Origin of the sequence: Mucilaginibacter phyllosphaerae (assembly GCF_004378255.1) — a bacterium.
Taxonomy (GTDB): domain Bacteria; phylum Bacteroidota; class Bacteroidia; order Sphingobacteriales; family Sphingobacteriaceae; genus Mucilaginibacter; species Mucilaginibacter phyllosphaerae.
In genome coordinates this window covers 218254-232312 of record NZ_SNQG01000002.1, presented here as the reverse complement: position 1 = coordinate 232312, position 14059 = coordinate 218254, and the positions used below count along the sequence as shown (strand labels likewise).

Here is a 14059-nt window from a genome sequence, read left to right as displayed (position 1 = left end):
TTATATTTTTCTTGCTGTGTTAATTACGTTAACCCCGTTAAAACGGGCTGTTGATGAACCGTGCGATACCGCGCTGCTTTGCATAGGCTGGCCCTTACCGTCAAAGAAAGATCCGCCTAAACGGTAATCATCCTTATCGCAAACCGCCGAGCAGGCGTTCCAAAACTCCTGGGTGTTGGCCTGGTAGGCTACATCGTTTAGCATGCCTACTATCTTACCGTTTTTAATCTCGTAATAAAGCTGCCCGCTAAACTGGAAGTTGTAGCGCTGCTGATCTATCGAGAACGAGCTATCGCCAATAATATAAATACCTTTTTCTACATTTTTGATCATATCTGCAGGGGACATTTTTTCTTTACCCGGTTGCAAGGATATATTCGGCATGCGCTGGAATTGCACATCGCGCCAACTTTGCGAGTAGCAGCAGCCCTGCGATTCTTTTAACCCGATGATGTGCGCCTGATCGCGGATGGCCTGGTAGTTCACCAGGATGCCATCTTTAATGATATCCCATTGTTTGGTACCCACGCCTTCGTCATCATAACCAACCGCACCCAATGAACCCGGCTGCAGTTTATCGGCCACAATATTTACGTTTTTGCTGCCAAAGTTAAACTTGCCCGATTTCCATTTATCCAGCGTTAAGAAACTGGTACCGGCAAAGTTGGCCTCGTAACCCAGCACACGGTCCAGCTCTGATGGGTGACCAACCGACTCATGGATCGTCAGCCACAGGTGACTTGGATCCAGCACCAGGTCGTATTTACCCGGCTCTACCGATTTGGCTTTCAGCTTTTCGGCGGCCTGCAGGGCAGCCGCGCCGGCATCTTCCAGCATATCGTAGCGGTCGCGGTATAGGGTGGTTTGGCTTTTTATTTTTTCGCTTGCCTTAGGCATCAGGTATTCATAACCCATGCCACGCGGAGCGCTCAACGAGCTGCGGGTTTCAAATTTGCCGCTCTTCTCGTCTATTTTAGTAACCCCAAATACCGGCCAGATGCGGTGGATATCCTGATCGATGTAAGAACCATCGGTAGAGGCAAAATACTTTTGCTCGTTCACCATAAACAGCACCGAGTTAACGTAGTTGGCGCCGTTTTTAAAGGCCGCATCGTTAACAGAAAGCAGCAGGTCGGTTTTCTCTTTCATGGGCACCTCAAAAGCGTTGCGCTCTATAGGTGTTTTCCAGGTAACCTCGCCGTAGCCTTTTTGCGGGGCCAGCTGTACCGGCTCGGTTTGGATGCGCGAGTTTTCTTTAGCAATGGCTACGGCTGTTTCGGCAGCGCGGGCAATGCTATCGTTATCCAGCTTATCTGTTGCGGCAAAACCCCAGCAGCCGTTGGCAATAACGCGGATACCCATGCCGTAGCTTTCGGTATCTACAATATTCTCGATGTTTTTATCGCGGGTGGTAACATACTCATTCAGGTAGCGGCCCAGGCGAACATCCGTATAGGTTGCGCCTTTGGCACGTGCGGCGTTCAGGGCCACATCGCTCATGCGCTTTTTAATAGCCACGTCCACATCGCGCATGCGCGTACCCGGCACAATAGGCGTACCGGATGCAGTAAAACTACTGAGCATAGATGCACTAATGCCCATGCCGGTAAGGTAAAGGAAGTCTTTTCTTTTCAAAGTGATATGATTAAAGCCTAAATATAGTAAAGCCCCCTCTAATCTCCCCCGAAAGGGGAGACTTTTTTTTAAGCCCTTCTACTTCGGAGATGGTTTTGGGTGAGGCTTATAAATTAGATAAGCAAATTGTCATGGTGAGCCTGTCGAACTATTAGCCGCATGTAAAGGTTTTCGATGCAGTAGTTGTGCTGACTATCTATTTAACCCCCGTCTTTGCGAGTTACGAAGCAATCTCTTGAGGACAATTCGCGGATCAGTTCTCTGTTAGGAAAGGCAGTGCGCAAATTTTGGCCTGTGGATGTTCTTTTTCTTTTCTCTCAAAAGAAGAAAGAACCAAAAAGAAAAGTCGCGGCTTGGTAACGCCCTTTGTAAGGTAGTGCTTTATCAATACCTGTGCTATCCGTGCGTTACACTATGCCGCATTTAGGATGTTATTGTTCAGGTTGTCAGGCTCAGTAGTCCACCATGTCATTGCGAACCAGGGCTGTGATGTTGGCGGCGCGGTGAAGCAATCTCGTCGGGTTAATTCTAATTTACCCGTCTTTGCGAGGTACTAAGCAATCTCTTTATGGGTAGGTGGAGATGATGTATAAAACCATAAGCGGAACGATTGCGGATGCGGAGGAGGAACAAAAAATATTAATTTTTTTCGTAAGTTAGATGTTTAAAGAAAAAGAATTTAATGAGTAAAATAAAAGTAGACGGTGTTGAAATAACCATTTTTACACAAAATGATCATGACTATATATCATTAACGGATATGGCCAAAAGCCAACACGAAAATATAATCATTACTAAATGGCTAAGTTTAAAAAATACAATTGAATATCTAGGAGAATGGGAGGCTATGTATAATCCTGATTTTAATTATACCGATTTCGGTACAATTAAAAATACAGCAGGTGGAAACAATTATGTACTATCCGTAAAAGAATGGATTGAGAAAACAAAAGCAATAGGTATTAGAGCAACTGCTGGTCGATACGGTGGTACATATGCACATAAGGACATAGCATTTCAATTCGGTATGTGGATGAGTCCAAGGTTTCAATTATTATTAGTAAAAGAGTTTCAAAGATTAAAAGAAGAAGAAACTAAGCGACTAAATTCAGATTGGGATTATAAACGCTTTCTTGCAAAAGCTAATTACACAATTCACACAGATTCAATAAAAAATTATGTGATTCCTAAGATTACTGATGAAGAAAGAAAAAAATGGGTTTATAGCACAGAGGCTGATTTATTAAATGTCGCGCTATTTGGATTTACTGCCGCTCAATGGAAACAGGCGAACCCAACATTGGCAAAACAAAATTTGAATGTAAGAGACTTGGCAGATGCTCATGAATTGTTAGTACTATCTAATTTGGAAGGCTTAAATGCAATATTAAATCAGCAAGGAATAGAAAGTCATAATAAATTGGATCTACTTAGAAAAGCTGCCTCTCAACAATTGGCTGCTTTAAGAGCTTCATCTTATACTTTAGAAAAAATCCAAAGTCCATTCAATATTGAAAAAAAGAAATTAAACTAATAGTTTCATAGGCGTATGCCACCTGCTGTCGTACCCAGTTCGTACGTACTTTAATAACTATATCATTTCCTTTAGATTAGCTTCAAAATAACAACTTATACTACTCTGTTAAATATAATTTAAAGGAATGACACATATAATATCTAATTGTCCTACGGTCGGTTGTCTTCATAACTCGCAATAACGCGCAAGGGATATAGTAGGTTACCTACTTTGCATAGGAGCTGCCGAAATAAATCTTAATGGCCTAAATATCTAACCCGGGATGCATAAAGCGTTTACATAACCTATGGTGACAGAATGTCGTCAGCTATATTTTCATAGGCCTGATTATTAGTATATTAACTAATGTTCACGGTGTTCACGTGCGTGAACATGAACACTCATTAATTTCTGTTAACCTTTGATGATCACATAAGTGCGGGCCCATTTGTCGTGCCAGGCTTGTTTCTGGCTATCCCATAGGATGGCTAAATAGCCAATACCTAATGCCGTGCCCGATACAAATTTACCCAGGTTGCGCAGCAGTGCCCTGCCAAAGCTTAGTTTCATGCCATCGGCATCCACCACGCTGATCTTAAAGAATTTTTTGCCCAGGCTACCCTGCATGGGCGAAAATTCGCAAATGGTATGGTACACCGCCATAATTAAAAAGCTGATCATATTAAATTTAAGCATGATCACCAAATCATCTACAGTAGCAGTGCCGTTTGTTGCCCTGGCATAAACCTCTGTAAAGGTAGCCGGCCTGAAGAATGATATAGGGTAAGATAGGATGATGGAATCTACCACGTAGGCAATTAAGCGCCAGCCAAAACCGGCCAGGTTATCTTCGGTGGGGAAGTAGATGCCGCGGGCTTCAAAGTATTCAAAAAATTCGGGCAGGTCTGATGCACGCTGCCAGTCGTCCTGCTGTGGCGATAGTATCATCGTATCCACATTGAGCGGCATATTCAGCATCTCTTCCAGCGTGTATGGGCCGTTCTCCTCTTCTCCCTGCGATATGTAGTAACCGTCTGTCATGTGCAATTAAAAAACTGAGCGAAAGGTAAGCATAATTGCCGTTACGCGTTTACGAATTTAAGGCATAAACAATAATGTTTACGCCAAACTTGGTGTTGTCTTCGGCCAGGAAACGTTTGTTACGGAAATCGTAATCCCATTCGCAGCCATAATCCTTACTACTGTATAAAACGCCTATACGGCCATTTATCTCAATAGCTTTCAGATAGTCGTGCACCAGGTCATCGCCCCAGCCGTTTAGCTCAAAGGTTGTGGTAGGCGGCCCTTTCTCAAACTTAAAAAACGAGTTATACAGTTTATGGTTGTTCGGGATCTTTTTTAAAGCCGCCGGCCCAAATAAAGCCGCCATTTGCGCCTCAAATGATTTGGCGAACAACCCGTCTATATCGTGATTGCAGTCGTCCACAAACACAAAGCCGCCGTTTTGCACGTATTTTTTAAAGTTGGCCTTCTCTTTGGCATCAAACTGCACCAGCTTGTGGCCGCTGAGGTAGCAAAACGGATAAGCAAAAATATCGTCGCTGCTTAAGGGGATAACCTTTTCGTGCTCGTTAATGGGGATGGTGGTATATTCCAGCAAAGAATTAAGCAAGTTAGATGGCATCCGCTGATCGGTATCCCAATCGCCGCTGTGGTAACTTAACCTTGTAAATGTAAATTTTTGTCTGTACGCCATCTGCCGCTAAAAATCTAAAATTAAAACAAAAATATGGGCCGCTTATATTAATAAAACGATGATGTTGTAAAGTTTTAGATACTTTGTTGATATTTTGATAAAAAAGCATGGTATTTAGTTAAAAGCATAATATCTTGTAGGCTCATGAGCCTCTCCCCGGCCCTCTCCTTTGGAGAGGGTTAGGGAGAGGCCGAAATATTATAATATTTGGAACTGACCGAAAAAAATATAAAAGCCCTGCTGGATAAATTACCACAGCTAAAAACCGAGATCCAAAAAGTAATTGTAGGGCAGGATGCCATATTGGATGAATTGCTGGTGGCATTTTTAGCCGGCGGCCATTGCCTGCTGGAGGGTGTGCCGGGCCTGGCCAAAACGCTGATCGTGAAAACCATGTCGCAGGCGCTGCACCTGGCTTTCAGGCGTATCCAGTTTACGCCAGACCTGATGCCGACGGATATCATCGGTACCGAGATTTTGGAAGAAGACCACGTTACAGGGAAACGCTTTTTTAAATTTAACAAAGGCCCTTTATTTGCCAATATAATTTTGGCTGATGAGATCAACCGGACGCCACCCAAAACACAGTCGGCTTTGTTAGAGGCCATGCAGGAGTTTGAGGTAACCTACGGCGGGCAAACCTATCCGCTGGATAAGCCATTTTTTATTTTGGCCACCCAAAACCCCATTGAGCAGGCAGGCACCTACCCCCTGCCCGAGGCACAGTTAGATAGGTTTTTACTGCTGATAAAAATTGGCTATCCAACACCCGAAGAAGAATTTGCGATACTAAACCGCACCACCGGCACTAAAAAAGCCAATGTGCAGGCCGTAATAACCGCCGATGAAATTATACAGGCGCAAGCCCTGGTAAGGCAGGTAACTATTAATGAGGACCTGACCCGCTATGTAAGCGAAATCATTCGCGCTACCCGCCCGGATACCACCACTATTAATTATATAAAGGAGTGGGTACGCTGGGGGGCAGGTCCGCGTGCAGGCCAGGCGTTGATCCTGACAGCCAAGGCAAGGGCATTGCTAAAAGGAAGGTACTCGGTACTGATGGAGGATATCCACGCTATGGCCCCGGCCGTTTTAAGGCACCGCATCCTGATGAACTTTAAAGCCGAAGCGGAGGGCATCACATCCGACAGGGTAACCGAGGAACTGATAAAAGTGGTGGAACGGAAAGGGGCGCTGTAGCCTCACCCTGCCCTCTCCAAAGGAGAGGGTTCTGATAAACTATGCGCAACTAATCTCTAATTAACCATTCTCTGATCACTAAAAATGCTTAACCCCAAAGTTTTAATGACCATTAAGGATTTGCCATTGCTGGCGAAAACGGTTATTGATGGCTTTATGAACGGGTTTAACAAAAGCACCGTTAAGGGGCCCGGGCTGGAATTTAGTCAGTACCGCAGCTACCAACCCGGCGATGATCTGCGCTGGCTGGACTGGCACATGTTTGCCCGCAGCGACAGGTATTACATCCGTGAATCGGAGGTGGAAACGAGTATCTCCGTAAGGTTTTTGGTGGATGCCAGCGCATCTATGAACCATGATGATGACGGGGTGAAAAAAATAGAATACGCCAAAGCGCTAACCGCCTCATTGGCCTACCTGGCCAATCTGCAGGGCGATTCGGTTGCGCTGAATGTTTTTCAGGATGGCGGGCTGTTCTCCCTGCCCTCCAGGCCGGATCCGCAGCACTTACAGCGGTTATTTCATCACCTGCAACAAATAAACCCGACAGGGAAATTCACCAAACCTATACAGTATAAAGAGCTTTTTGCGGGCACCGGCCGTAAAGAATTATTGGTTTTTGTGACCGATATGTACCAGGCAAACGGCGAGATAGATGAATTACTGAAATCGCTATCATCATTAAGGCACGAGATCATTGTTTTCCACCTGATAGGGCAAAACGAAATTGACTTTGATTTTAAAGGATATACGACGTTGCAGGACCTGGAAACCGGCGAAACCATCCAGGTAAACACCCAACGGGCAAAGGACGCTTATCAGGTGAGATTGAAAGAACATTTGGCAGGCATCAAAAGCAACCTCGCGGCAAAAGGTATCGTATATCAAATGGTGAGCATCGCACAACCGCTTGATGAAGCATTGCGGGCATTTTTGGTCCGGCGTAAAAAGGGGGCAAAATAGGCATGCAGTTTTTAACCCCAATATGGTTTTTGGCGCTGGCTGCACTTGGTATCCCGGTGATTATCCATTTATGGAATATCCGCCCGGGCAAAACGCTGAAGGTGGGCAGTATATCATTAATAACAGAGGCATCAAAAAGCAGCAGCCGTAGCTTTAAACTGCTGGATGTTTTATTACTGATATTGCGGTGTTTATTGCTGATTTTATTGGCTGCGCTGCTGGCGTCGCCAATTTGGCAAAGGGCTGTATCCATGCAAAAATCAAAAGGCTGGCTGCTCATCCCTAAAGAGAATTTTAAAGAAACGTATCAAAAATTTAAACTAACTGTAGATTCATTGAGTAAAGCCGGATACGAGTTTCATTATTTTGACAGTGGATTTGCACAACAGGACCTGAATAGGCTGATAGCTGATACCGATTTGAAAGATACCGTAGCTGTAAGCAATTACTGGACTTTAATTAAGGCCTTAAACAGTAAAGTTACCGCCGCTACCCCGGTTCATATTTTCACCCAAAACGGCATCAACTATTTTAAAGGGACTAAACCTGCGGTTGATATGAAGCTGTACTGGCAAACCTACACAGCAGCAGATTCTGTCAGCACATGGCTGGCATCGGCATCACTAACCGTTAGCGGTGCTATCAAAGTTACCCAAGGGAATAGTAACCCTGCAGGGGTAACTTATAAGCACCAAATTTTGCACAACGAAGGCAACCCGCAGATCCGCATCAATATGCAGAAGGGCCAGCTTTCCGTCAGTTTAAAAGATGGTAAACGTATAACAGTAGATACCGGCACTATGCGTTTAGCTATTTACACCGATAAATATGCGCTTGATGCAGGTTATTTAAAGGCAGCATTATCGGCAGCGGTTAACTTTAGCGGCCGTAAGGCGATTATTAAACAATATAATAATCCATCATCTATACCGGGCGGGCAAAACTGGTTATTTTGGTTATCTGAACAAGTTATAATTGGCCCTGCAAAAAACAGCAAAAATATATTCAAATACGAGGCAGGCAAAGCTGTGGATGTAAACACCTGGATAGAGCCGGGACACATCGCTTTAGCTAAAACAATAAATGCCGATAGCAAAGATGACGCGATATGGAAAGATGGCTTTGGTAAAACTGTATTGGAGTTAGATAACAATACCTACCATTTTTACAGCCGTTTTAACCCGCTTTGGAATGATTTGGTTTGGAGTGATGCCTTCCCAAAGATGATATTAAAACTGATCGCAGAGGATCAAACTGACCTGTCGCCAAAACAGGATAAACGCGTTTTAAGCAACGAGGAAATTCAGCCGCAGGTACGTAAACAAAACAAACCGGCAACAGCTGCTAAAGCAACGCAACAAACTGATCTGTCGCGCTATTTTTGGCTGATGCTTGTAGTTATATTGATCATAGAACGCGTACTGTCGCATCAAACTAAACAAGCAAACAATGGCTAAACCGGGCGGCATACATCAGATCCAAAACCTGCGTCGCCGCCGGATAATTTACCGCGTGCTGGAGGATGCGCTGTATGCCTTGTACGCAGCATTATATGCAGGCGGCTTAATATACTACCTGCTTTCGCCAACCTGGCTGTGGGGTATGCTCATATTCCCTATAGCATTGGCAATACTTTTAGCTATCCACCGCCCGTGGCAAATAAACAATGAAAAAATTGCCGCATTTTTAAATAAGGAATACCCGGAATTACAGGAGAGCACTCAATTATTGTTATTACCAACAGACGAGTTAAACCCGCTGCAGCATATTGCATCCTCTAAAACGGCGGCTGTTTTAGCGGGCCTTAAAGTTTCGCATAAGCATTTTAGCAGCCGCCTGTTAAAAGCTTTTATTGCCCTGTTTGTTTCGGTTGCCTTGTTATGGGTGGTAGCTAAAAACCTGCCTAAGCGTTCTGTTCAATCAAGTTCTTTTCATCCGGTTAACGAGTGTGCCCCTATCCCAAATGAAAAAATGCTGCCACAGGTAAGTACGGTCGAGATCATAATAACCCCTCCCGCCTATATCCACAGGCCAAAGCGCACCTGGGATAAATTCAGCCTCACGGTTGAAGAAGGCGCAACTCTTACCTGGACAATTAAAACCAATATTGCCATAAAAAAAGCAAGCCTGCTATTTAATAATACCGAGCAGATCCCCTTAAAGCCCACTAAAAATACTAATTGGTATGCTTCCAGGCTGATTGACAAGGCGGGTTTTTACCAGGTAAATATTGATGGTAAGCTGTCGGATCTATACTACATCCAGGTGATTAAAGATGCTGCGCCGGTGATCCACCTGAAATCGCCTAAGCAGTACACCTATATAGATGCCGGTGAAGCGCCCAGGGTAAATATAAATACCTCGCTGGATGATGATTACGGATTAATATCGGCAACCATTATGGCCACGGTAGCCAAAGGCCGTGGCGAGGGAGTGAAGTTTAAGGAATACAAACTAAATTTTGCCGAGGGTTTTGCCGCGCAAAAACCGCAATACGACTTAAAGAAACTGATAGACCTGCCGGCTTTAAATATGGAACCTGGTGACGAACTTTATTTTTATGTGCAGGCACAGGATACCCGCAAACAGTTAAGCCGCACAGATGTGTACACTGTAAGCATCCAGGATACCGCAGAGTTGCTGAGTATGAACGGCATGCTTACCGGCGCAAATTTAAAGCCCGAGTTTTTCAGGAGCGAGCGGCAAATCATTATAGATGCCGAGCAATTGCTGAAAGAAAAAGATACCATTGCCCTGGAGAAATTTAACGCCCGCAGCAATAACCTGGGCATCGACCAAAAACTGCTGCGCCTGCGTTATGGCAAGTTTTTGGGCGAAGAGGGTGAAGATGCCATTGGCGCACCCAATAACGATGCTGCCGACCCGGCTGATTTTAGCAATGCCCAAAAGATCCTGAAAGAATATACCGACGACCATGATAATGCCGAGGACGCAGGCTTTTTAGAGCCAACCGTTAAAGCCCAGCTAAAAGCCACCCTTACCGAAATGTGGAAGGCCGAACTACAGCTGCGCCTTTACAAACCACAGGCCGCCCTGCCGTTTGCCTACAAGGCCTTACGATTATTAAAAGATCTGCAACAAAAATCGCGTTCTTTTGTGGCCAAAACGGCTTATAACCCGCCGCCCTTAAAAGATGAAAAACGGTTAAGCGGCGAACTGGATAAAATTATTCAACCCATAAATAAGCAGGATATAAAACCCGTTGCCGACCAAACGGACGGCTTGAAAAAAGCCGTAACGGTATTAGAGGGACTAAAGCAAAATCCGGTAAAAAAAGCTGCTGATGGGCAGGTGTTGCAAGCGGCATATTTACAGTTAAGCCAAAGGGCATCACAGCAGCCGGGAATTTATCTGCCCGCTATGAATGCCATGCGCAGGATCTTATCATCGCCCAAGGCAAATCTTAATGACATCAATTCGGTAGAGCGTGTTTTGCAAAAAACACTGATAGCGCTAAAAAACATGCCATCAGCACAGGGAAATCAGGTAGATATGGGCCTGTCTAAACAGTATTACAAAAACCTAAAACAAGCTAACCGTTAATGCTGGGCAACTTTACATACATCGTTATCGCAATTTGCATCTTAGTGGCTGTAGCGTTTGCCTGGCAGGAATACAGGCGTGCTAACAAAAGGCACCTGTTGCTGCGCATCATAGCAGTAGTATTAGCGGTAACTGCATTGGCCTGTATCATTTTACCCATTGCTTATGATGGCGCGCTTAATAAAACAGCTGAACGTAAAGCCATTTTATTAACCACTGGGTTTAATAATGATAGCTTAAACAGGGCAGATACCAACATCATCACTGCAGATGCGGTCATTAAAAATCAATACCCCAATGCCAAACTGATAAACGGTTTAAATGAGTTGCCCAAAAACACTAACCTGCATATTTACGGCTACGGTTTAAATGAGGATGAATTAGCGCAACTGGATACGTTACCGATCGTATTCCACCCTGCAAAAGCGCCTGTTGGTGTTAACTATGTAAATTGGGATGGATCCATCAAGGCAGGCGAGCCATTGCATGTGCAGGGCCAATACAACAATACATCGGCACAAAAAGTAAAATTGGTTTTAAACGGATTAAATACCGGCTTAGATTCGGTCATGTTGCCGCCAAACGCACAAACCAACTTCAATCTGTCTACCATTCCTAAAACAACCGGTAAAATAGTATTTACGCTATATGCTGATACAGCTTTGCAGGGTAGCATACCCGTACAAATTGCCCCGGTTAAACCACTCAGGATTTTAATGCTGTCGGCTTCGCCGGATTTTGAAAGCAAATTTTTAAAGAATTGGCTAACCGGAAACGGTTATGCCGTGGCTCTGCGCTCGGCCATCAGCAAAAATAAATTCAACAGCGAGTTTATTAATACCGATCAGTTTAATTTATCCAAGCTATCGGCACAAACCTTAAACAAGTTTGATGTGGTTTTTGGCGACTTGTCAGTTTTTAACGGACTAAGTGTTGCAGAAAACAGCGCACTAAAACAAGCTGTTGCCGATAATGGCTTAGGTTTGATCGTTCGTGCAGATAGTACAGGTAAAACCTCCTGGCTACAACAACCTTTCCCGGTAGACAGGGCATCTGGCAAGGAACCCGCAGCAGGCCCGATCCTGATCAACGGTAAAAAAAGTGCCGGCAAGCTTAACAATGGGTTGGCATATATAGCCTATCAAAACGGTACGCAACCACTTATAAAGAATACACAGCAACAAGTGCTGGCAAGCAGCGCATTATATGGCTCGGGCAAAATTATTTTCACTACGCTTAATAATACTTTTACCTGGATACTGGGCGGCAATAAGCAGGATTATTGGTTATTGTGGAGTACATTGATCACCAAAGCCGCACGAAAAGAAAACCCCGACGAAAGCCAGATTGAAGTTTTGACCCCGGCTTATGCGGGCGAACCTGTACACCTGCAAATAGCACAGGGTAATGCATCGCCTTTAATTATCAACGGTAAAAATACCCCATCATTACAAAACGCTGCTATACCTTTTGAATACCGTGCGCAATACCGGCCCGCAAAACCAGGATGGCAAACATTACAAAGCAACAATTGGTATGCATACACCAAACAAAGCTGGGCAGTTATGCAGGCATCTGCTAAATTATCGGCCACCAAAAAATATGCTAAAGCACATCAAATAAATAGCATTGTAACAAAACAGATACAGCAAAAAATGCGGATTGATGTGCCGAAAATATATTTTTATATCTTGTTGCTTGCGGCATGTACTTTCCTTTGGGCAGAAATAAAAAGCCTCTTTTAAAGAGCTTTTTTAGAACCCCTCCTTTGCAGATGCAGAGAAAAGCTATTTAGTAATTAATTTATTGGAGGATAAACTTTGAGAAGAAGAGACTTTATTTTTTTAACCGGCGTAGGTGCAGGGGCCATGATGCTCCCCTCTTTAGACGGTTTTGGTAAAAATATTGATGTGCAGCAGGCGCTTGAGGGTGTTGACGTGCGCATTAAAAAAGAACTGGCCGATGCCGGACTGAATGCAGCCAAAAGCGCAGGCGCCAGTTATGCCGATGTGCGCATTGGCCGTTACCTTAACCAGTTTGTGATCACCCGCGAAAACCGGGTGCTTAACGTAGCCAATACCGAATCGTACGGTGTGGGCATCCGCGTAATTGCCAATGGTTGCTGGGGCTTTGCGGCCACCAACGAGGTAACCAAAGATGGTGTGGCTAAAGCCGCTCAACGCGCTGTTGCTGTTGCAAAAGCCAACGCTAAATTAGGCAGTGCCCCTGTACAATTGGCACCGCAAAAAGGGTATGGCGAGGTAAGCTGGAAAACACCTATCGAAAAAAACGCCTTTGAAGTGCCCATTAAAGAAAAAGTCGACCTGCTTTTGGGGGCAAATGCATCTGCCATTGCAGGCGGGGCCAATTTTGTAAACTCCACCATTTTTGCAGTGAACGAGCAAAAATATTTTGCCTCTACCGATGGCTCCTACATCGATCAGGATATCCACAGGTTGTACCCGTCGTTTACGGTTACCAAGATAGATTCGGCATCCAATTCGTTCCAAACCCGCCGCTCGTTAAGTTCGCCGGTTGGTATGGGTTACGAGTATCTGATGCCGCTGGAAAGCGAAAAAGTAACCGGCATAACTACCCGCTATAAAAAGCGCTACGATATGCTGGAGGATATGAAATTTGCCACTAAACAGGCGGCAGAAAAAATAACCGCCAAAACGGTAGAGCCGGGTAAGTACGATCTGGTGCTGGATCCAAGTCACCTTTGGTTAACCATCCACGAATCGGTAGGCCACCCAACCGAGCTTGACCGTGTATTGGGTTATGAAGCCAACTTTGCAGGTACCAGCTTCCTGACGCTGGATAAATGGAAATCGGGCAAGTTCAACTTCGGCAGTAAAAATGTGAACGTAACCGGCGATAAAACCGAGGTAGGTTCATTAGGTGCTGTGGGGTATGATGATGAAGGCGTGGGCACCAAAAAATGGGATATCATTAAAGATGGTACATTGGTAAATTACCAGGCCATCCGCGATCAGGCGCACATCATCGGGTTAAAAGAATCGCAGGGCTGCTGCTACGCCCAAAGCTGGCAGGATGTACAGTTTCAGCGGATGCCAAACGTATCCCTACAGCCGGGCAAAACCCTATTGGCGGTGGATGACATGATCAAGAATGTTGAAAAAGGCATTTACATTATTGGCGATGGCTCGTTCTCGATAGATCAGCAGCGCTATAACTTCCAGTTTGGCGGGCAGCTGTTCTACGAGATCAAGAATGGAAAAATAGCCGGGATGCTGAATGATGTGGCCTACCAGGCCAACACCCAGGAATTCTGGAACTCGTGCACTGCTGTTTGCGATCAGCGCGATTACCGTTTAGGCGGCTCGTTCAACGATGGCAAAGGCCAGCCAAGCCAAAGCAGCGCGGTATCGCATGGCTCATCAACAGCAAGGTTTAACGGTGTTAATGTGATTAACACAAAAAGAAAGATCGGATAACAT

The 14059-nt window shown here is 44.8% G+C and carries 10 protein-coding genes; 7 read left to right on the top strand and 3 right to left on the bottom strand.

From position 1 onward, the window contains the following. Complete coding sequence (locus E2R65_RS05870) at nt 1–1635, bottom strand: TldD/PmbA family protein (RefSeq protein WP_134335568.1); 1635 nt, start codon at nt 1633–1635, stop codon at nt 1–3. Nucleotides 1636–2317: 682 nt separating this feature from the next. On the opposite strand from E2R65_RS05870, the gene E2R65_RS05865 reads away from it, so the two are divergent. Continuing rightward, nucleotides 2318–3169, top strand: coding sequence for a KilA-N domain-containing protein (locus E2R65_RS05865; RefSeq protein ID WP_134335567.1), 852 nt, complete (start codon nt 2318–2320; stop codon nt 3167–3169). 396 nt (nt 3170–3565) lie between these two features. Here E2R65_RS05865 and E2R65_RS05860 read toward each other — a convergent pair whose 3' ends face one another. Both E2R65_RS05860 and E2R65_RS05855 read right to left on the bottom strand, forming a co-directional pair. Further along, a complete protein-coding gene (locus tag E2R65_RS05860; RefSeq protein ID WP_134335566.1) occupies nt 3566–4192 on the bottom strand; it encodes an RDD family protein in 627 nt (208 codons plus the stop codon). 49 nt (nt 4193–4241) lie between these two features. Then, nucleotides 4242–4868 (bottom strand): DUF4159 domain-containing protein, encoded by a 627-nt coding sequence (locus E2R65_RS05855; RefSeq protein WP_134335565.1) that lies wholly within the window; start codon nt 4866–4868, stop codon nt 4242–4244. Between the two features lie 207 nt (nt 4869–5075). Here E2R65_RS05855 and E2R65_RS05850 point away from each other — a divergent pair, with 207 nt between their 5' ends. The 6 genes from E2R65_RS05850 to E2R65_RS05825 all read left to right on the top strand — a co-directional run bounded on the left by E2R65_RS05850 (nt 5076) and on the right by E2R65_RS05825 (nt 14056). Next, nucleotides 5076–6071, top strand: a complete 996-nt coding sequence (locus E2R65_RS05850; RefSeq protein ID WP_134335564.1) for an AAA family ATPase — start codon at nt 5076–5078, stop codon at nt 6069–6071. A 105-nt stretch (nt 6072–6176) separates the two neighbouring features. Continuing rightward, complete coding sequence (locus tag E2R65_RS05845; protein WP_134335563.1) at nt 6177–7034, top strand: DUF58 domain-containing protein; 858 nt, start codon at nt 6177–6179, stop codon at nt 7032–7034. Between the two features lie 2 nt (nt 7035–7036). Next, nucleotides 7037–8491, top strand: a complete 1455-nt coding sequence (locus tag E2R65_RS05840; protein WP_134335562.1) for a BatA domain-containing protein — start codon at nt 7037–7039, stop codon at nt 8489–8491. Further along, nucleotides 8484–10598, top strand: coding sequence for a DUF4175 family protein (locus tag E2R65_RS05835; protein WP_134335561.1), 2115 nt, complete (start codon nt 8484–8486; stop codon nt 10596–10598). The genes E2R65_RS05840 and E2R65_RS05835 overlap by 8 nt, the downstream gene beginning before the upstream one ends. Before the next feature lie 44 nt (nt 10599–10642). After that, nucleotides 10643–12343: a hypothetical protein gene (locus E2R65_RS05830; protein ID WP_158285221.1), complete on the top strand. Its 1701-nt coding sequence runs from the start codon at nt 10643–10645 to the stop codon at nt 12341–12343. A 75-nt stretch (nt 12344–12418) separates the two neighbouring features. Continuing rightward, the gene (locus tag E2R65_RS05825; protein WP_134335559.1) at nt 12419–14056 is read left to right on the top strand and encodes a TldD/PmbA family protein; all 1638 of its coding nucleotides are present in this window, start codon (nt 12419–12421) and stop codon (nt 14054–14056) included. The last annotated feature ends 3 nt before the right edge of the window (nt 14057–14059 follow it).